This is a genomic window from Gammaproteobacteria bacterium (assembly GCA_003696665.1).
Classification (GTDB): Bacteria; Pseudomonadota; Gammaproteobacteria; order Enterobacterales.
Genome location: RFGJ01000215.1, coordinates 1 through 18,724 on the forward strand (window position 1 = coordinate 1; position 18,724 = coordinate 18,724).

The following is an 18,724-nucleotide window of genomic DNA, read 5'->3' on the forward strand; positions in this document are numbered from 1 at the left end:
ACATGCCGATATAGAATCGTACCTTCGCGACCAATCACGTAAGTTTCCGGTGCCCCATAAGCCCCCAGATCAATTCCCAAGCGGCCTTTCTCGTCAAAAATAACACCACGATACGGATTTCCCTGTTCTCGCAAATAAGTTAACGCATCCTTCCGATTATCCTGAAAATTGAGCCCCCATACCGGAATGTTTTCTTCTTTCGCGAGTCGCGTAATAAATGGATGTTCGTGATAACACGCCGGACACCAACTCGCCCATAAGTTAATCAAAGCTGGCCCTTTAATGTCGTTGTCCGTGATCTGCCTGTCCGGTGTCAGCAAATCGGGCAAGGAAAATTTTGGCAGCGGTCGTCCAATGACTTGCGATTCTAGCAATGTCGGATCCTTTCCTATGCCCTGCCATAACAATACGGTCAAACCAACAAACACTGTCAATGGTAAGAAGTACAACAACAGTCGCTTCGATTGTGCCATGCTCTTATGATGCCTCCGCAATATTTAATTTTTGAGTTTTTCGGTAGCGCCGATCGACCAAGGCAATCAGTGCGCCAAGCGCCATCATTAGCCCCCCTAACCAAATCCAACGAACAAAAGGTTTTACATAGATCCGAATCGTCCAACTGCCATCTGGCATTGGCTCTCCCAACGCAATATAGAGATCGCGCATCAAGCCCCAGTCAATCGCCGCTTCCGTCATTAACCGACCAGAAGCGCTGTAGGTGCGTTTTTCCGGATAGAGTGTGAGCTCAGTGCGACCTGCCTGATCAAGCACATGGAAAACACCCTGTGTGCCCTGATAATTGGGACCAACGATGTCGCGCGTGCCCTTAAAAACAAACTGATACCCAGCCACGACCACTTTTTGTCCTGCCGCCACCCGAAGATTTTTCTCAACATCAAGGTGACTGACCATCACCACGCCAAATACCGTTGCTGCCACCCCCACATGGGCCAAGTACATTCCCCAGTGACTCGCACCGATAGAGCGCACACGACGCAATGCCGATGACCGTTTAAATAAATCGACTGATTGGCCGAGCACTATCCAAGCGCTTAAGAATACGCCAAGCCCAACTTGCCAAGGCACGGTCTGCATCCTTCGCGGCACGAGATAAGCCAAAGCCGCAGCCAATACAAACGCGCTCGCGGCACTCCAACGCATATCATTCCAGAGCGCCTGCACTTGCGTCGTTCGCCAGCGCGACAAAGGCCCGATGCCAATAAGAAACAGTAATGGCACCATCAAGACATTGAACACAAAATTGAAGTAAGGCGGCCCAACCGATACTTTTCCAGCGTTCATCGCTTCCGCAATAATGGGTTGTAATGTGCCGAATAACACCGCAAAGGTGGCCACAGCAAGCAAGAGATTATTCAGCAAAAATAGCGTTTCACGTGATAGATAATCAAACCAGGCATGAACGCTCACCGCATGTGCTCGAACCGCAAAAATGAACATGGATGTGCCGACGACAACCCCCAAAAAGATCAGAATATAAGTTCCACGAACGGGATCATTGGCAAAGGCATGCACAGACGTGAGGACGCCGGAACGAACAAGAAACGTACCCAGCAGACTGAAACTAAATGCCGTAATTGCCAGCAATGTTGTCCATGCCTTGAATACACCGCGCTTTTCTGTGGCGGCGAGTGAATGGATCAATGCGGCGCCGACAAGCCATGGCATAAAAGATGCGTTTTCGACCGGATCCCAAAACCACCAGCCCCCCCAACCCAGCTCATAATAAGCCCACCAGCTTCCTAAGGTGATGCCGAGCGTCAAAAACATCCAGGCGGCCAGCGTCCAAGGACGTACCCAGCGTGCCCACAGAGAATCGATGCGGCCTTCAAGCATGGCCGCCAGCGAAAAGGCAAAAGCGACAGAAAATCCGACATAGCCCATATACAACATCGGCGGATGGACAACAAGGCCAGGGTCCTGAAGCAAAGGATTCAAGTCAGCGCCGTCAAGCGGGTACTCGTGTGGAAAAACTGAAAAAGGGTTTGAGGTGACAAGAATGAACGCATCAAAACCAAAAGCGATCGCTGAAAGTATCGCCAGGACGCGCGCACGCGTCAAACCTGGCAAGCCGCGAGAAAAAAAGGACACCGCCATCATCCATAGTACGAGCAGCATGGTCCATAGCAGCAACGACCCTTCGTGCCCGCCCCAAGTGCCAGCCACCTTGTATGGCAACGGCAATGCCGTATTGGAGTGTGACGCAACATAACGGATATAAAAGGCATCATTCACAAACGCCCACACCAGTGCGCCAAATGACACAAAAAGAAAAATTCCATGCATGTAGGTCAGTGGCGCGGCAAGTTTAACGAGTCGCCACTTGCCTCGCGACACACCCAGCGTCGGAAGCACAAAATTGATCAAAGCCAGTGCGGCGGCAAAGCTAAGTGCCCAAGTGCCAATGACAGAAATCATTGTTTTCTCGCTTTTTTCAGCTCTTCAACGGACATGTTGCGTGCTTTTGCCTCTGCTTGCAGTACGGCTTCCGCAACTTCAGGCGGCATGTAAACTTCATCATGCTTGGCAAGCACCTCTGAAGCCACAAATATACCGTCGTCACGCAGTTTACCAAGTGCTACGATGCCCTGCCCTTCACGAAACAAGTCAGGCAATATATCGTTGTACAATATTTCGACTTCATGTCCCTTGTCCGATACTTTAAAGCGCACTTCGGTGCCTTTGTCGGCGCGCTTAATAGAACCGGCAACAACCAGCCCGCCAACCCTAATGAGTTTCCCTGTTGGCGCTTTTCCTTCAGCAATCTCTGAAGGCGAATAAAACAAGTTTATGTTTTGTTGCATGGCATAAAGCGCAAGCGCTATTGCGGCGCCCACGCCAAAAACGATCGAAAGCACAAAGATCAAGCGACGTTTGCGTGCTGGTTTCATCCGCGATTCTCCTTCCGTTTTGCCAAGTTGATTTTTCGAGCAACTTTTTGAATTGCACGCTTTTTCGCTGAAATAGACCAGACTGCAAGTACGACAAAGGACGTCACCACGAGTCCGTAGCTCGTCCACACAAAAAATGCATGTTTTCCAAAGTCAGGCAACATTGGCTTTTTTCTCCAGCAGCTCACATACCCATTGTTTGCGCCACTCCCGATCCAATATCTCAGTCTGAATCCTGACAATACAGATCCACGCGACCAACAGACCAGTGGCAATCATCATTACGTACAAGGCCACGCCCATTTCACTATCAATCAAAGGTTTTCCAAGACGAGTAATTGTCGCCTTTTGATGCAACGTATTCCACCAATAAACGGAATAGTGAATAATTGGCACATTGACCACCCCAACCATCGCCAAAACCGCCGAGGCACGGTCACCAACTTCCCGGTCCTCAAAAGCCCGGTGCAGCGCAATATAACCCAGATACAAAAAAAGCAGTATCAATTCCGAGGTCAAACGGGCATCCCATACCCACCAGGTCCCCCAAGTCGGGCGCCCCCACAGCGAGCCGGTGATGAGTGTCACTGCGGTCAATAACGCACCCACTGGTGCTATGGCGATGGCCACCATGTAAGCCAACCGAATTCGCCATATGTAACCGATCGCCGCCGAGACGGCCATGGTCATGTATAACGCCATGGAGCCCATTGCCGCCGGCACATGAAGATACATAATCCGTACCGAGTCACCTTGCTGATAATCTGGCGGCGTGGCCCACAGTGACAGATAGACTCCGACAACGAACAATAACACGCCTGACCACAAGAGCTTTGTTGCCCAGCGTTCGCTAAGTACATAGAACCACTTGGGAGATGAAAGTCTGTGAAACCAAGCCCAGTCCATTATTCCTCCTAACGAATCGACACGCGAACGGATGCGAGGGCAGCCAGTGGCGCCAAGGGCAACGCCAATGCCAGTATCGCGCCAAGCAAAGCAAGCTGACCAGAATAACTTAATTCCATTGCCGCAGCCATCACCGCACTGGTTCCGAAAATGAGCACAGGCACGTACAAAGGCAGCACCAATAGTGCTAAGAGTACCCCGCTTTGGCGTAACCCGACCGTCAGGCCAGAACCCACGGCACCCAGCAAGCTGAGGGTTGGCGTGGCAAGCAATAACGCCCAAAATTCCACCATAATCGTGTGGCCAGATAACTGCATCATGCCTCCTAACACCGGTGACAAAAGCGTCAGAGGTAATCCAGACAATAACCAATGGGCGGCAATCTTACTGGCAACAACGGTCATGGGCTGACCAGACTGAAGCACCAAATACTCAAGGGTACCATCGTGGTAGTCCTCTTTATACAGCCCTTCAAGCGAGAGCAAAGTTGAAAGCAGCGCTGCCACAAATATGACACCGGGCCCCATCAGTCGAAGGAGCCTGCCTTCCGGTGTCACCGCCAATGGAAAAAGGGTGACCACGATGACAAAAAACGCCAAGGCATTTAGCAGATCCTGTCTGGAGCGCCAGTAACGAACAATTTCTCTAGTTAATAGCTGACCGAACACCGGTAATCCCCGATATCTATGGCACGAATCTGAGATGACCATCGCAACGGTTGGTGACTGGTTAACACCACCGCCCCTCCATTCGACACAAAAGTGGAAATCAACCCTTCGAGCCACTGGCAGCCCTCGACGTCGATGGCAGTGAACGGCTCGTCGAGCACCCAGACCATCGTGTCACTCAGCAATAGTCTGGCCAATGCGACACGTCGTCCTTGACCAGCCGACAAATAACGCACCGGACTATCGACGTACTCAGCCAGACCTACCTCAGCTAGGGCATCAAGAGCCTGCTCTTCAGTCACCCTCCTTCCATTGACAGGGTGCAAAAGCAAATTCTCTAATGCTGTTAACTCGGCCTTTACGCATGCCTTGTGCCCCAAATACATCGGGCTAGCATCATTTTCAAGAAACCATTTCACTCTGCCTTCATTGGGCTCGATCAGGCCACACAAAGTTCGTAGCAATGTGGTTTTGCCAGCACCATTCGCACCTGTAATTTGAACCAATTCCCCCTGATCGAGCTCGAGGTCTAGGCGTCTAAACAACCATCGTTCAGAGCGGCGTACCCCAAGTTGTTCGGTTTGCAATCGTTTTATCATAAAGTGATGTCTGAAGCGTCTGCTCAATCAGGCTATACTTTAAACGGATGACGATTCTGATTGCCCAGAGGCGCTGTGTCAAATATAACCACGACGTATGCTTATTCTATCGAGCAACCAACGGCGGCTTTAATGACCGTGATCAAAGGGCTGCCGCTTAGACAACCGATTCCTGCCTCTTTAGTGAAAATCAATCAGTCGTTTTTCGTGCTTATCGGCGAGACGAGAGCACTCAAAATTCCAGTTCCGAAAAACTTCCAATTAACCGGAACTGCGGCCTATGCAGAAGTGACAATTGAACAAACCAAACCCACGCCACGCTTTACCATTCGCTTGTTCAATCGCCCGGCCACAACGGGCAAACACACCGCACAGCCACTGACAAGTGCTGACAAAACTGCAGCGTCTAAATCATTAGTAAGCACTTTACCGAGCCACAAGCCTCGTGCTCAAGCAGATAATCAACTGACGAGTTCGGCTCACGCCGCGATTGGCCAATCATCTGCGATAAAAGGAGTCACCACCAGCAAAGATGTTGTTCGGTCAGTCCTGACGACAACATCACGCGCCTTCGACTTGCAGACCACTGCCGCTCTGACGCAAGTCGGCGATAGTGCATCACCGTTGACAGCGGCCAGGCGTTTCTGGAAGCTCTTGGCGCTACCTCCAGCCACACTTCCACGAATTGCCCGCACATATCTTGAAAAACTCGCATTGCCACCCGCTCCCATTGCCGCCCTGAGTCACGGACGCGTCGATGAACAGCGGGTCGCGCAGGCGCTTCGACGCTGGGGGGAGGATCCATGGCAACAGCTTGCCAGTGTGCTGCCCACCGCAACAAACTCACAAGTGGCTCGACTCATTCGCGATAACCAAGTGATGCGTCACATCAAGATGCTTGAATTCTTGTTCTTTTTAAGGGCCCGAGATTTAAGCGGCAACATAAGTGAGAAGATTTCTTCCAATGTATGGGAAAGTATAGCGCTTCACATGATGGCTGTCCCCAAGCGCGGACAATCTCAACCGACCCCGGTCGATCAATGGGCCGAATTGCTGATAAGACAACTGGGCAATTTGCTTGTTCACAAATCACAATCAGAAAATCGCCAACCCGAGCGACACATCAATCCAAATGATGCCACCCTGCTCAATGTGTTCACCATCCCGTTTCCCCACAAAGACAGCCAAGTGGCGATTCATATCTATCGTGAGCCAAAGACTCGAAAAAGGACGGCAAACACCTCTCAGATATACCGACTAACGCTTTCGTTCGACTTCGGCTCTGACAAGCACATAGAAGTTGACGTCGAAATGGGGAAAAGCCATATGGCTATGGAATTTCAAGCCTCGCCATTTTTTTATCAACGCCTACGGCCAGCTAGGCTGAAACACTTGGAACAAAGTCTAAGTAAGCTCTTTCCGAATAAGTCGGTCCACTTGAACAAGATACTTAAAGTTTCGGAAACAAACAAATCGACGTTCACTGGAAAACATTGGGAGGTGTAGTCTTGGGTCACGTTTGGGACAACGAAGAAGCCATACAACAAGCCATCGCACTTTTCTATGATCAAATTAACGCGCCAAAAGTTGTCGCCCGCGGCGATGGTGCTGTTGCTCAACAAATCATCGAGCTTGCTCGTCAACATGGCGTGCATTTACACGAAGACCCTGGGCTATTGAAACAACTCGCCCATTTAGAAATTGGCGATGAAATCCCAGAGGAAGTGTACCGAGCGATCGCTGAAATTATTGCTTTTGTTTATTGGCTTAGAGAACAAAGCGACTGACCAAATTAACCAGCAGCCATTTTGGCCTGACTCATCTGGGCTAACAACTCCAGCTCTCCCCTCGTGAGATCACAGCATTGTTGAATTTCATCAAGCGAAGCGCCCATTTCCAACATCTTGGCAGCCTGCCGGTATGTTTTTTGCCCCGACTGCTTCACTCCGACCGGCTTTGTGATAACGGCGGCTTTCATCTGTTGCTCAAACCGTCGGAGCGCTTGGCCTTCTGCTCTGAGCATGCCTCTATTTTCTTCCACCTGCTGCTGCAACGCGGTAATCATGCCACGTAATCCCTCGATCTGACGCCACAGCCACCAAAGCCCTATCAGAAAAGACACGGCGGATAGCACAAAACCAAGCAGAAGCAACGCATCGATGCCCATCTTCCAAACCTAAAAGTCAGAGAAGTCGAGCTCAGCCCACTCTTCTTCGCCAAGCAATTTGTTCAAATCAACCAGAATCAGCAACTGATCATCTCGATTACAGACGCCTTGGATAAATTTCGAACTTTCCTCGTTACCAACATTTGGCGCGGTTTCGATTTCCGACGCTTTCAAATAAACAACTTCAGAGACAGCCTCAACCAAGATGCCAATTTCATGTCCTTCTGCCTCTATGATGACAATCCGCGTATTGTCGGTAATTTCAGGCGTTGGTAAACCGAACCGCTGCGCCGTATCAATCACCGTCACCACGTTGCCACGCAAATTAATGATGCCAAGTACGTAGGACGGAGCGCCTGGTACAGGTGCAATTTCCGTATGGCGCAAAACTTCCTTGACTTGCATGACATTAATGCCATACGTCTCTTGACCGAGCTGGAAGGTAACGTACTGCAATACCGGATCTTCGCCAGTGGATTTATGCACCGAGGTGCTGATTGTATCCGATGCCATAAAACATTCTCCTCAGAAAAACTCCGCCAAAAATTTGGCACACATGAGAAAACACGAAAATTATGCAGCAAAAACTATGCCTATCCACCGAAAATTACGCATATGCTAAGCATAGAACATTATTTACAATTTTCCATACTTCTCATCCGCGCCGTTCAGCATTGCGATAAACACATCGACGTCAATGAGTGCGCACATTTCCTCTTTTAACATGCCGGCCATCCAAGGTCGTTTTTTTCGACTCTCGCTCCACTGCACTTCGTCTTCATGGAAGGTTTTGGCCTTTTCGACCCCCGTCGCCCCCAATCCCCAATGCGTATCATCAAGCATAATCACATGATCATAATCAAGCCCTTCATTCCGAACCTCTTCATAACGCTCTGGCATAATCCACATGGCAGTGTCTATCACCGCAATATTTCCATGCGGAGAGTTCAAAAGCCCCATAAACCAAGGGGGTCGTCCAACGAGCTTCGTCACTTTTCGGTCTATTTTATGTATGCCCCCCAACTTCACTAACGGCACGGCCAAACGCAATTTGCCCAACTTGAAAATCAACGTTTGAAAACCGCCGTGTGCCCAATCTGGCCTACCAAAATACTCCGTTGACTGCCCCACAGAAATTGATTGTTCAGAAACCGCGACAGCCTCTTGGTGCGGCTGCATGGTTTCGTTGCCAACTGACACTTTCTCTTGCGTATCCATGCATTCTGGGGCGGACTTGACTTTTGTGTCTTGTTGCATGGCTGCCTGTGCGAGCAGGCGCTGTGCCACCTGTAGCCGTAACGCTTCATCCACGGGTGCTGCTAGTTTGGTTTTCAATCGCGTATCCGGGACCGGCTGTGTTTCGATTTTCCACGAACTGTGCTGCGCTGGCATCTCATCCGTGGGTGAGAGCAACGTACCAAGAAAGGTTTCAATGAGAGTGCGATCACGTTGGCTCATGACCCGCCTTTGCCTCCGGCAATCTTCCCTGCTCAAGATCGCGCAGCAAACGACGATAACCTTCAATGCCATGCGTGTTGGGATCAAGAGTATTGAGCGGAACATGTGCGGCACTCGCGTCACGGAATTTTGTGTCGACTGGAATCACGCCGTGCCATAGACAGTCCGGCCAGGTGTCTCGCATGGACCGCAACGCTTTAACTGAGGCTCGAGTACGGCGATCAAACATGGTCGGGATAATCGTGTACGAAAAACCATCTCGCCCTGCTCGTGCCACCATGCGCACCGTTTGGATCATCCTTTCTAACCCTTTCAACGCAAGTGGCTCAGTTTGGCATGGAATGAGCAGTCTGGCGCAGGCAGCTAACGCATTCACCATCAAAATGCCAAGTACCGGCGGGCAATCGATAAAGACGTATTCATAATCATCTGTAAGCTTACCGAGTAGGCGGTTCAGTAAAAAGCCCTTGCCTTCCAAGTTAGAGAGTTGCCGATCCAACGTCGCCATGGCGACAGACCCAGGCAGCAAGTCTAGATTTTCTACGCCAGTTTTAACGATCGCCCGTGTTTTTACCGTATAACGGGACCACTCTGGATGGTTTAAACAATCAAAAACGGAGGCTTCGAGGTCGTCTGCATCAATCCCAAAATATGCGGTCAATGAGGTATGTGGATCAATATCAACAAGCAGCACGGGCGCGCCTGCCTCCGCAAGGAGACCGCCCAAGCTCACGGCCGTTGTCGTCTTTCCTACACCGCCTTTCTGATTCGCGACAGTCAAAACTTGCATAGATTCTCCAAGTTTAAAGCGGCCTATTTTGTCGAACGCCCTCGTATAATCAGGCGACCATCTTCACCTCGGATGATTTCGAAGTCTTCGGGATGATTTCGCTCCTGACTCGTTTCGTCATCTGTAAGTGGTAACGGCGTACGTTCTCCTCGCACATACCGAGAAATCGCAATCACAACGCGTCGATTGCGTGCTCGGCCTTCTGGGGTCTCGTTATCCGCAATGGGGGCGTATTCCCCATAGCCTTCTATCGCCAGTCGCTCTGGCTCAATGGCATTGCCCTGCAACAATTGCACCACAGCCACGGCCCGCGCAGCAGAAAGTGCCCAGTTGGACTGAAACCGCCCACCCACGGGCTGGCTATCTGTGAATCCACGCACGCGAATCAAGTTGGTGGTTTTTTTTAGTACCGTTGCCACTTGCTGAAGCACTGCCTGCGCCGATGGAGACAACACATCAGAACCACTCGTGAATAAGAGGCCACTCGGAAAATCCAGTTCAATCCAGTCCTCAGTTGCGTTTATCTGAAGTAGTCCTTTTTCCGTCAAGGGGGAAAGTGCCTGCGCTAAATTTTCCGCCAATTGCTGGAATTCCTCTTGTGACTGTTGCGCAGTCGCATTCAATACGGCCAGTTCGCCCTCTGAAGCCTGTTTGGTGACCAAGGGCTCATCGCCCGATGATTCTACCCCTGGCAACGAATTATCCCGCCCAAGAATTGGTTCTTTTCGACGGTTGACCTCACCTTCATTGATCGGTTGCATTGACCGCTCAGGCCCTTTAAATGCGGCAAGTAAACTTTCGGCGAGCACCCGATACTTCCCTTCATTGACTTGCGAAATCGAATACATCACGACGAAAAAAGCCAAAAGCAAGGTAATAAAATCGGCGTAAGAAACCAGCCAACGGTCAGTTTTTTGATCATCAGAAACGGGATGACGCCTCATAACGCACCTCCTTCGTCAGAACGTGCGAAGGCGGACAGTCGATACTCTATGACCCGAGGATTTTCCCCCTCAGCAATTGCGACAATGCCATCGATCATCATTTCCCGATAACGGGACAATGCTGCAATGCGATATTTCAACTTATGAGCAATCGGTAATAACACTAAATTAGCCAAGGCGACGCCATACACGGTTGCGACAAAAGCTGTCGCAATACCAGGGCCAAGTTTGCTCGGTTCTGTCAGATTACCCATCACATGGATCAAACCTAACACCGCGCCGATAATCCCCATTGTTGGGCTGTATCCGCCCATGGCTTCATAAACACGCGCCGCCTCCAGTCCCTGTTGCTCATCAAGAATGAGTTCGTTTGTCATGGCAGTTCGTATGGTTTCGGGTTCAGCACCATCCACCAATAGAATCAAACCGTGACGGACAAAGGGATCGGGTTCGGACTCGGCAATATCTTCCAGACCCAGCAAGCCATCTCGCCGTGCTATCATGCTCCAATTCACCAGCTTACTGATACTTTGTCGAAATGGCATTTGATTATCTGCGACGATACGTGACAGCATTTGCAAGGCCCGCTTGAACGTTCGACTGGGCGTTTGCACCAACACCGCACCGATGCTTCCACCAAACACAATAACGGCAGCGGCTCCATTGAGAAGAATCCCCAAAGCGCCTCCTTCCAGCCATTGTCCAACCACTAATGCGGCTATCGCGACCAAAACGCCGACAAATACCAGCCAGTCAATTTTTCTCACGCCAGAACTCTCCGAATGGTCTGTGCCATGGATTCGACTGTAAGCTGGTTATCGGCAAGCCCGGAAGAAACTACAGCTTTGGGCATACCATAGACGACACATGATTGCTCATCCTGCGCCCATACAACGCCGCCTTTTTCTTTGAGTAACCGTGCACCATCACGACCATCGCTGCCCATACCTGTCAACACAATGGCCAAGGATTTTCTCCCAAAGTGTTTTGCCACCGAGGCAAAAGTAATGTCCACACAAGGCTGATAAGGCACACGATTATCTGGGGGCGCAATTCGGAAAGTTGGCGTACTGCCATCTGTCAAGTAACACTGATACCCACCCGGGGCAATATAGACATGTCCCGAAGCAAGACGCATCTGGTTTTTGGCTTCGACAACGGTCAAGGATGATATTTTGTTTAATCGACTGGCAAAAGCCCCCGTAAAACTACTGGGCATATGCTGAACAACAAGCATAGGCACACGCAAAGTGCCAGGCAACTCTGTGATCAATTTTTGTACAGCAACGGGTCCCCCAGTCGATGCGCCTATCACAATAATTGATATATCTTTCGGTAGAACAACAGCGCTGACTGCATCCCGAGGCGGGGATACAGGTTTTGTTTTTGGCTCTGAACTGGCCTCCCGAAGTGCCGACACGCCTTTCGGAGCTGTGGGTCGTTGTGGTGTTTGTGTGGTGGTGCTCGGTGCCTGTACATTTTTTTCGGTTGGGAGACGAGCACGGGAAACCGCCCTGACCTTTGCACGTAACCGGGCCGCATTCCTACCCCGGATATCTGACAGTTCCTCGTAGCTTTTTAGATGAAAGTCGATGGCGCCACTTTCAAGGGCCGCCAAGGTCAAGCGTGCCCCTTCGTAGGTGAGCGACGACAACATCAAAATTCTGGTTGGACATTTCGCCATGATTTCACGGGTCGCGGTAATGCCATCCATCACCGGCATTTCCACGTCCATGGTAATCACATCGGGCCTCAGTTGTTGGGCTTTTGTGATGGCTTCACGTCCGTTGTTGGCGACACCAACAACCTCGAAATCGGAGTCAATCTCGAGCATCTTGACAAGTTGTGTGCAAAAAAAACTCGAGTCGTCAACAATGAGTACCCGGATCGCCATGGTGTCAACCTAACGACGTGCGTAGTGGTTAAGCAAACTTGGCACGTCCAAAATCAGTGCAATCGTGCCATCACTAGTGATGGTGGCACCAGCCATCCCCGGTGTCCCATGCAACACTGGGCCCAGCGGCTTAATGACGACTTCTTCTTGTCCGATCAATGTATCAACGACAAAACCCACTCGACGCGTCCCCACCTGAAACAACACAACGTGACCACTGTCCTTGCGCTGATCGCGCTCTTCCGGTTTAAGCAGCCAGTCCTGAAGATAAAACAGGGGGATAGCCTTTTCGCGAACGACAATGACCAACTGTCCATCAACGATGTTGGTTCGAGTCAAGTCCAAATGGAATATTTCGCTCACAGAGGCCAGCGGGAACGCAAAAATGTGTCGCCCAACCGTCACCATCAGTGTCGGCAAAATAGCAAGTGTTAAAGGCACCTTGATCGAGAAACGCGTCCCCTTCCCCAGTTCTGATTCGATTCGAATGGTGCCATTGAGCTGCGCTATCCTTGTCTTGACCACATCCATGCCAACGCCACGCCCGGAGATATCCGACACATCTGTCTTGGTTGAAAAACCGGGCATGAAAATCAAGTTATAACACTCTTGCTCTGTCAATCGTGCTGCCGACTCCGCATCCATCAGCCCCTTTTCAACCGCCTTTTGGCGGAGCACTTCCGGGTCCATGCCAGCACCGTCATCTTCAATGCTTAGCAAAATATGGTCACCTTCCTGCGCGGCTGAAAGCACAATGGTTCCTGTTCGACTTTTACCATTTTTTTCGCGCACGTCCGGCATTTCAATGCCGTGGTCAACCGAATTTCTTACTAAGTGGACCAGCGGGTCTGCCAGCGCTTCGACCAGATTTTTATCCAGATCGGTCTCTTCCCCGACCATTTTTAATGTGATTTCTTTTTTCAGGTTCCGCGCCAAATCACGAACCACACGAGGGAAACGGCCAAACACTTTCTTGATTGGCTGCATGCGCGTTTTCATCACCGCGCCTTGCAAGTCCCCGGTGACAACATCCAGATTGGATATGGCTTTCAGCAGCCCCTCATCTTCATTCTGCTGCCCCAGACTCAAAAGCCGATTTCGGACAAGCACCAGCTCCCCAACAAGATTCATAATTTCGTCAAGTCTGCGCGTATCCACCCGTACGGTGGTTTCCGTAATCACTTTAGGCTGCGTGCCCTTAGCCGGTGCGACTTTGGTTTTCGGTGCCGCGGGTTTCTGTGGTGTCGGCGCAGTCGTCTTTTCAGACTTTATTTGTGGCGAGGACTTGTGGCTTGCTTCAGTTTTCTTGATTTCGTCAGGCTTGTTACCAGTCGTCGGTGACTTTGGCGTCTTGTCTGCATCTGTCTGAGTATTTTTCGTCGCGCTTGCGGCCCCAGGCGCCTTCCCTTGACCGTGCAACTGATCGAGCAAGGCTTCAAATTCTTCTTCGGTGATTTCATCACTATTCGACGGCGCAGGGCTCCCTGATTCACTCACCGTCGCCTCGGCAGGTGCTCTAGCATCATCCGTATGCGTCGTTCCTTGACTCGTTCCGTGCAACTCATCAAGCAAGGCTTCAAATTCTTCTTCGGTAATTTCATCACTGCCAGCTTTCGATGTCTTGGTGCCCGAATCGCCTTTTTGGGGTTCAGTGTCTTTAGCTGGACTAGCTTGTCCTGCTGCCCCGCCTGTTCCGCCCCCGTGCAACTCATCCAACAGCGCTTCGAATTCGTCTTCCGTGATGGTGTCATCCGCCTCATCCGTCACCTCAGTTGGTTCCGAAGGCGCATCACCTTCAGTGGATGCTGAATCAGCCTCCGGTGAATCAGGCGCCTCTCCTGAGGAATATTGTTCCAATTTTTTCACAAGCGCTTCAGGCGCGGGCCCTGGCTCTTCCCCCGCCTTAACCATTTCAAACATTTCATTCACGCAGTCCAGCGCCTGCAACGCGACATCCATGAGATCGGGGGTGACGGTCAATTCACCATTCCTGAGGCGATCAAAAACATTTTCCGCCGCATGACAAATCTCAACCAGATTGGTCAGCCCCAAAAAGCCCGCGCCCCCCTTGACCGTATGGTAGCCACGAAAGATCGCGTTGAGTAAATCCATGTCTTCAGGATTGTTCTCCAAGTCAACGAGCTGTTGGGACAGCGACTCGAGAATCTCTCCTGCCTCAATCAAAAAGTCCTGCAAAATTTCTTCGTCGGCATCAAACGCCATAGCCACTCCTAGAACCCGAGACTTGACAACAAATCATCAACATCGTCTTGACTTTGAACAACGTCATCCCTTTTATCGGCATTTACCGCCGGACCTTCAGCCTCAATTGTCGATTTTTCTTCTTTTTCTTTGGCCTTGTTGTACTCTTCCATTTGCCCAAACATACGAATGGTTTCCACCAAACTTTCTTCCACGTCCTGTACTAATTGAATGACCCGTTTGATAACTTGTCCGGTCAAATCCTGAAAGTCCTGCGCCATCAATACATTCGTCATCAGTTGACTTAAGTGTTCAGTGTCGTTGAAAAGCTGTTCAAGAAAGGGACCCAATTGAAAAAAGAATTCTCGGAACTCACCAGGCGCCTGTCGCTTTTCAGCCACCTTTTGCCAGCTCTCGAACAGCTGCCGCGAATGGTCGCCGATTGAACTGGATAACGCCATCACCTCCTCAACAGCGTCCATCGTCTTATTTGCCGCTTTATCTGTCATTTCGATTACATACTGGAGCCTATCCTTGGCATCCGGAATGTCGTGTGCCGCCAATTCGGCAAACCGTGAATCAAGTCGAAAATTGGCCAACGCGTCATGCAATTCACGTGTCAACCGCCCAACTTCCTGAAATAGCTCACTTTCACGCGGCTGCGTCAAATCAGCATAGGCTGATTCAATGGCTTCATCGTCGGACGATTCGATGGCAGCAAGCAATTTTTCTGCTTTTTCTTTTAGCTCTTCCTTATCAATCATGCGCCCAGTACCCTTTTACTGTTTTGATAGACGTTCAAAGATCTTTTCAATCTTTTCTTTCAATGTGCCTGCTGTAAATGGCTTGACGATATAGCCATTGACACCCGCTTGTGCCGCTTCAATGATTTGATCTCGCTTCGCTTCCGCTGTCACCATCAAAATCGGGATGTGTTTCAATTCAGGGTCATTTCTCACTGCCTTGACAAGTTCTATGCCTTGCATGCCGGGCATATTCCAGTCAGTGATGAGAAAGTCGATTCCCCCCTGCTTGAGGATAGGCAACGCCGTATTACCGTCATCGGCCTCGACGGTATTGGTGAAACCCAGGTCCCGCAACAAGTTCTTGACAATTCGACGCATCGTTGAAAAGTCATCAACGATGAGTATTTTCATGTTCTTATCCAAAACGTCCTCCGTTTTATTTCTGGGGAACAATCGTACAGTTATTATGACATCAAACGACTCTTGACCGTTAGTCTAGCCAATCTTTCATGCGTGCGCGTAATCTGGCGATGGCCTGCCCATGGATTTGGCATACACGCGACTCGCTAACACCCAGGACAAGCCCTATTTCCTTTAGATTGAGTTCCTGTTCGTAATACAACGACAAGGTCAACTTTTCACGTTCTGGTAGCTTGTCAATGGCCTCGCTTAATGCCTGACGAAAACGCGCGTCACTGACCTCATGCATCAGGTCCATTTGATCGACCAATTTTGTGCCGGCACCAATGTTCTCTTCCTGCCTGACCGCATCTTCAATGCCAATCACGCGAACACCGTTAATGTCCGCCACCATACGGTGGTACTGTTCGAGGCTAACACCAAGCCGTTCGGCAATTTCATCATCACGCGCGTCACGTCCGGTCTCTTGTTCAATGGCACTGATCGTGTCGGCGACTGCCCGTGCGTTCCGGTGAACACTCCGCGGTGCCCAGTCGCCCTTCCGAATTTCATCAATAATCGCGCCGCGGATCCGTATGCTGGCATAAGTCTCAAAGCTTGCACCTTTCGTATGATCAAAATTTCGTGCCGCTTCTAGTAAGCCGATCATCCCGGCTTGATATAAGTCGTCCAGTTCAACGTGTCTGGGTAACCGGGCCAAAACATGCAGGGCGATCCGCTTGACAAGCGGCGCATGCTGCTCAACTAGCTGATGCGCGTCGGCATGTTGGCGATACATGGCTACCCCTGTGTTCATAACTCACCCATAACCCCGGCTACCAGTCTCTCAGTAAAAAATTCAATGTGCCCCCGGGAGGCCACCGGAGGCGGCCAACTATCCACTTTTCTGGCAATTTGTTGTATCGCAACCGCGGCGGGCGTTCTCGGATGCAAATGCACTAGCGGTGTTTGCTTTCTCACCGCACTTCGAACGTTTTCATCAAATGGAATCGCACCAATATAGTCGACAGCGACATCTAAAAATTTGTCGGTCACCGCCGTCAATTTAGCAAAAAGCCGTTTCCCCTCCTGAGGACTGCGCACCATATTGGCCACAACACGAAAACGAAATACATCATGTTCTGTCGACAAAATTTTCATCAGTGCGTAGACATCCGTAATCGACGTCGGCTCGTCACAAACCACTGCAATAATATCTTGACTGGCTAAAGTAAAACTGATCACGTTATCCGCAATCCCTGCCGCAGTATCCACAATCAAGACGTCAATATCTTCAGTCAGGTGGCTAAACGCCCGGATTAAACCTGCATGTTCCGCTTGTGAAAGCTGCGCCATATCCTGCCGACCAGAAGAAGCCGGTACAATACGAATGCCGCCAGGGCCGCTTACGACAATATCGCTTAGGGCGCATTCTCCTCTCAGGACATGTGATAAATTTCTTTCTACCCGAAGACCAAGCATCACATCGACATTGGCCAAACCAAGGTCCGCATCAAGTAGCATGACGCGACGGCCAAGATCCGCCAACGCCACGGCCAAGTTGACCGAAAGACTGGTTTTACCGACACCGCCTTTACCACCAGTGACCGATACAACTTTTACAGGTTTCGTCATGCGTACTCCTGTTCTCAATATCCGGCGAAGCCCGCTCGCCTGATCAGTTGCGTAATCCACGGGTTAGGCTCTCAGTTTGAGCCCACCAACTGCCTGCGCTATCCGCCATTCCTCGGCTTCCTCGAGCGGATGCGCATTGGCAAGGCGAATTGCTTCTGCCACTAACTCATGTGCCTTGGGGATTCGAATGTCTTCAGGCACTTTCTGCCCATCTGTCACATACGCTATCGTCAATTGCTCCCGAATCACCTGACTCAGAACCGGGCCAAAGCTTGTCGCTTCATCCAGTTTAGTCAAAATCACCTCGGTGGGTGAAAATACGGAAAAACGCTTCACTGCTTCGGTCAAAGAAAACTGGTGCGCGGTCGCCGACAAAGTCAACCAAATACGGACCGGGTAGACGGTGTCGCCAAGTATAGCCGCCTGTTCTAATAAACGTTCGTCACGATGTGCCACTCCCGCGGTATCAATCAAAACCAGCTTTTTGTCCAATAACCGCTCCAATATTTGGTTAAGCTCAGCAGCGTCTTGCGTTATGAAACATTCAACACCCAATAATTGGGCATAAATCTGCAATTGCTCATGCGCACCGATGCGAAAACCATCCGTCGTTATCAAGGCAACGGCATCTGGTCCAAATTGCAAGACGCCACGGGCCGCCAGTTTTGCAAGTGTTGTTGTTTTCCCGACACCTGTCGGCCCAACCAATGCATAAACGCCCTGCTGCTGAACCAAATCTTTGTCTGTGATCGAAATGGCTTTGGCTGCCAGCGCCGCAACCTTATACCAGGCGTCACCAATCTCCTCGGAGTGTACTTGGCTGGCAAAATGATTCGCCAACGACACCGGAAGTCCGAGATTGACCAAACGACGCATCATTTCACAATACACCGGTGTTTGCTTCGCCCTACGCTGCCAACCAAAATCCGCCATTTGTGTTTCAAGCAGATGTCGTAAAGCTTGCATTTCTTCAGTCAGACTTTCACGCAGTCTCGCTAGTGACGGGTCTTCTAGCCATTGCGTTTCTTTCGCGGATGTGCCTGAAGACACAGAACGCGTCCGCTGTCTCGAGGGACTATCTGTCTTGTTTTGCCAGGGAGACTGCTCTGCCAATCTGTCCATTGCGCTATCCGGAGACACCAAAGGCTTTGTCGATGCTCGCTCATCCAGTGACTTTGTTTTTTCTCTTTCAGCCTCTTGCTCCGATGCATTATCGAGCGCACCGGGATGGTGTTGGCTGGTTGGTTGCGCATCGTTTTTTTGACGCCTTGCCGCCAAGAGCGCTTCGTCGTAATCGATTGCCGCCACAATTTCGACGCCACCGGCCACGGCACCAGAAGACAGGATGGCCGCATCAGGACCAAGCTCCTTGCTGACCAATGTTAACGCTGTGCGCATATCTGGCGC

The 18,724-nt window shown here is 50.6% G+C and carries 22 protein-coding genes; 2 read left to right on the plus strand and 20 right to left on the minus strand.

What is annotated here, in order from left to right:
* The 7 genes from D6694_06070 to ccmA all read right to left on the minus strand — a co-directional run.
* Window positions 1-473 (minus strand): DsbE family thiol:disulfide interchange protein (locus D6694_06070; protein ID RMH44164.1); only part of this gene is annotated, 473 nt, incomplete at its 3' end.
* 4 nt (window positions 474-477) lie between these two features.
* Window positions 478-2,436, minus strand: a complete 1,959-nt coding sequence (locus D6694_06075) for a heme lyase CcmF/NrfE family subunit (GenBank protein ID RMH44165.1) — start codon at window positions 2,434-2,436, stop codon at window positions 478-480.
* Window positions 2,433-2,909 (minus strand): cytochrome c maturation protein CcmE, encoded by a 477-nt coding sequence (gene ccmE / locus D6694_06080; protein ID RMH44166.1) that lies wholly within the window; start codon window positions 2,907-2,909, stop codon window positions 2,433-2,435. The genes D6694_06075 and ccmE overlap by 4 nt, the downstream gene beginning before the upstream one ends.
* Window positions 2,906-3,073 carry a heme exporter protein CcmD gene (gene ccmD / locus D6694_06085; GenBank protein RMH44167.1) on the minus strand — a complete coding sequence of 56 codons (168 nt, stop codon included), beginning with the start codon at window positions 3,071-3,073 and terminating at the stop codon, window positions 2,906-2,908. Before ccmD ends, ccmE begins: the two co-directional genes overlap by 4 nt.
* Window positions 3,063-3,815: a heme ABC transporter permease gene (locus D6694_06090; GenBank protein ID RMH44168.1), complete on the minus strand. Its 753-nt coding sequence runs from the start codon at window positions 3,813-3,815 to the stop codon at window positions 3,063-3,065. The genes ccmD and D6694_06090 overlap by 11 nt, the downstream gene beginning before the upstream one ends.
* Before the next feature lie 8 nt (window positions 3,816-3,823).
* Window positions 3,824-4,525: a heme exporter protein CcmB gene (ccmB, locus tag D6694_06095; GenBank protein ID RMH44169.1), complete on the minus strand. Its 702-nt coding sequence runs from the start codon at window positions 4,523-4,525 to the stop codon at window positions 3,824-3,826.
* On the minus strand, window positions 4,465-5,082 hold the full coding sequence (ccmA, locus tag D6694_06100; protein RMH44170.1) for a cytochrome c biogenesis heme-transporting ATPase CcmA: 618 nt from the start codon (window positions 5,080-5,082) through the stop codon (window positions 4,465-4,467). The genes ccmB and ccmA overlap by 61 nt, the downstream gene beginning before the upstream one ends.
* Window positions 5,083-5,214: 132 nt before the next feature.
* Between ccmA and D6694_06105 the strand changes: the two genes are divergently transcribed.
* Together D6694_06105 and D6694_06110 are read left to right on the plus strand one after the other, a co-directional pair.
* Complete coding sequence (locus tag D6694_06105) at window positions 5,215-6,588, plus strand: hypothetical protein (protein ID RMH44171.1); 1,374 nt, start codon at window positions 5,215-5,217, stop codon at window positions 6,586-6,588.
* A 32-nt stretch (window positions 6,589-6,620) separates the two neighbouring features.
* The gene (locus D6694_06110; GenBank protein ID RMH44184.1) at window positions 6,621-6,869 is read left to right on the plus strand and encodes a flagellar biosynthesis protein FlhB; all 249 of its coding nucleotides are present in this window, start codon (window positions 6,621-6,623) and stop codon (window positions 6,867-6,869) included.
* A 5-nt stretch (window positions 6,870-6,874) separates the two neighbouring features.
* On the opposite strand, the gene D6694_06115 is transcribed toward D6694_06110, so the two are convergent.
* The 13 genes from D6694_06115 to flhF all read right to left on the minus strand — a co-directional run bounded on the left by D6694_06115 (window position 6,875) and on the right by flhF (window position 18,715).
* On the minus strand, window positions 6,875-7,249 hold the full coding sequence (locus D6694_06115; GenBank protein RMH44172.1) for a DUF2802 domain-containing protein: 375 nt from the start codon (window positions 7,247-7,249) through the stop codon (window positions 6,875-6,877).
* 9 nt (window positions 7,250-7,258) lie between these two features.
* Complete coding sequence (locus tag D6694_06120) at window positions 7,259-7,762, minus strand: chemotaxis protein CheW (protein RMH44173.1); 504 nt, start codon at window positions 7,760-7,762, stop codon at window positions 7,259-7,261.
* Window positions 7,763-7,885: 123 nt separating this feature from the next.
* Complete coding sequence (locus D6694_06125) at window positions 7,886-8,812, minus strand: chemotaxis protein CheW (protein RMH44174.1); 927 nt, start codon at window positions 8,810-8,812, stop codon at window positions 7,886-7,888.
* On the minus strand, window positions 8,694-9,497 hold the full coding sequence (locus tag D6694_06130) for a ParA family protein (GenBank protein RMH44175.1): 804 nt from the start codon (window positions 9,495-9,497) through the stop codon (window positions 8,694-8,696). Before D6694_06130 ends, D6694_06125 begins: the two co-directional genes overlap by 119 nt.
* A gap of 23 nt (window positions 9,498-9,520) precedes the next feature.
* Window positions 9,521-10,441, minus strand: a complete 921-nt coding sequence (gene motD / locus D6694_06135; protein ID RMH44176.1) for a flagellar motor protein MotD — start codon at window positions 10,439-10,441, stop codon at window positions 9,521-9,523.
* The gene (locus tag D6694_06140) at window positions 10,438-11,199 is read right to left on the minus strand and encodes a flagellar motor protein (GenBank protein ID RMH44185.1); all 762 of its coding nucleotides are present in this window, start codon (window positions 11,197-11,199) and stop codon (window positions 10,438-10,440) included. The genes motD and D6694_06140 overlap by 4 nt, the downstream gene beginning before the upstream one ends.
* A 5-nt stretch (window positions 11,200-11,204) precedes the next feature.
* Entirely contained in the window at window positions 11,205-12,335 is a 1,131-nt protein-coding gene (locus tag D6694_06145) for a chemotaxis response regulator protein-glutamate methylesterase (GenBank protein ID RMH44177.1), read from the minus strand.
* A gap of 9 nt (window positions 12,336-12,344) precedes the next feature.
* The gene (locus tag D6694_06150; protein ID RMH44178.1) at window positions 12,345-14,558 is read right to left on the minus strand and encodes a chemotaxis protein CheA; all 2,214 of its coding nucleotides are present in this window, start codon (window positions 14,556-14,558) and stop codon (window positions 12,345-12,347) included.
* 8 nt (window positions 14,559-14,566) lie between these two features.
* On the minus strand, window positions 14,567-15,301 hold the full coding sequence (locus tag D6694_06155; GenBank protein ID RMH44179.1) for a protein phosphatase CheZ: 735 nt from the start codon (window positions 15,299-15,301) through the stop codon (window positions 14,567-14,569).
* Between the two features lie 15 nt (window positions 15,302-15,316).
* Complete coding sequence (locus tag D6694_06160) at window positions 15,317-15,706, minus strand: response regulator (protein RMH44180.1); 390 nt, start codon at window positions 15,704-15,706, stop codon at window positions 15,317-15,319.
* A gap of 67 nt (window positions 15,707-15,773) precedes the next feature.
* On the minus strand, window positions 15,774-16,499 hold the full coding sequence (locus D6694_06165) for an RNA polymerase sigma factor FliA (protein ID RMH44181.1): 726 nt from the start codon (window positions 16,497-16,499) through the stop codon (window positions 15,774-15,776).
* Window positions 16,496-17,317 carry a MinD/ParA family protein gene (locus D6694_06170; GenBank protein RMH44182.1) on the minus strand — a complete coding sequence of 274 codons (822 nt, stop codon included), beginning with the start codon at window positions 17,315-17,317 and terminating at the stop codon, window positions 16,496-16,498. Before D6694_06170 ends, D6694_06165 begins: the two co-directional genes overlap by 4 nt.
* 63 nt (window positions 17,318-17,380) lie before the next feature.
* A complete protein-coding gene (flhF, locus tag D6694_06175) occupies window positions 17,381-18,715 on the minus strand; it encodes a flagellar biosynthesis protein FlhF (protein ID RMH44183.1) in 1,335 nt (444 codons plus the stop codon).
* Window positions 18,716-18,724 lie beyond the last annotated feature (9 nt).

Bases quoted from the DNA above. Each gene is read 5' to 3' on its own strand.
- D6694_06105 (RMH44171.1), top strand. From the start codon at position 5,215: ATGACCGTGATCAAAGGGCTGCCGCTTAGACAACCGATTCCTGCCTCT.
- D6694_06075 (RMH44165.1), bottom strand. From the start codon at position 2,436: ATGATTTCTGTCATTGGCACTTGGGCACTTAGCTTTGCCGCCGCACTG.
- D6694_06170 (RMH44182.1), bottom strand. From the start codon at position 17,317: ATGACGAAACCTGTAAAAGTTGTATCGGTCACTGGTGGTAAAGGCGGT.
- ccmB (RMH44169.1), bottom strand. From the start codon at position 4,525: ATGGTCATCTCAGATTCGTGCCATAGATATCGGGGATTACCGGTGTTC.
- ccmA (RMH44170.1), bottom strand. From the start codon at position 5,082: ATGATAAAACGATTGCAAACCGAACAACTTGGGGTACGCCGCTCTGAA.
- D6694_06150 (RMH44178.1), bottom strand. From the start codon at position 14,558: ATGGCGTTTGATGCCGACGAAGAAATTTTGCAGGACTTTTTGATTGAG.
- D6694_06155 (RMH44179.1), bottom strand. From the start codon at position 15,301: ATGATTGATAAGGAAGAGCTAAAAGAAAAAGCAGAAAAATTGCTTGCT.
- ccmE (RMH44166.1), bottom strand. From the start codon at position 2,909: ATGAAACCAGCACGCAAACGTCGCTTGATCTTTGTGCTTTCGATCGTT.
- flhF (RMH44183.1), bottom strand. From the start codon at position 18,715: ATGCGCACAGCGTTAACATTGGTCAGCAAGGAGCTTGGTCCTGATGCG.
- D6694_06115 (RMH44172.1), bottom strand. From the start codon at position 7,249: ATGGGCATCGATGCGTTGCTTCTGCTTGGTTTTGTGCTATCCGCCGTG.
- ccmD (RMH44167.1), bottom strand. From the start codon at position 3,073: ATGTTGCCTGACTTTGGAAAACATGCATTTTTTGTGTGGACGAGCTAC.
- D6694_06165 (RMH44181.1), bottom strand. From the start codon at position 16,499: ATGAACACAGGGGTAGCCATGTATCGCCAACATGCCGACGCGCATCAG.
- D6694_06145 (RMH44177.1), bottom strand. From the start codon at position 12,335: ATGGCGATCCGGGTACTCATTGTTGACGACTCGAGTTTTTTTTGCACA.
- motD (RMH44176.1), bottom strand. From the start codon at position 10,441: ATGAGGCGTCATCCCGTTTCTGATGATCAAAAAACTGACCGTTGGCTG.
- D6694_06125 (RMH44174.1), bottom strand. From the start codon at position 8,812: ATGTTCCGCTCAATACTCTTGATCCCAACACGCATGGCATTGAAGGTT.
- D6694_06120 (RMH44173.1), bottom strand. From the start codon at position 7,762: ATGGCATCGGATACAATCAGCACCTCGGTGCATAAATCCACTGGCGAA.
- D6694_06090 (RMH44168.1), bottom strand. From the start codon at position 3,815: ATGGACTGGGCTTGGTTTCACAGACTTTCATCTCCCAAGTGGTTCTAT.
- D6694_06130 (RMH44175.1), bottom strand. From the start codon at position 9,497: ATGCAAGTTTTGACTGTCGCGAATCAGAAAGGCGGTGTAGGAAAGACG.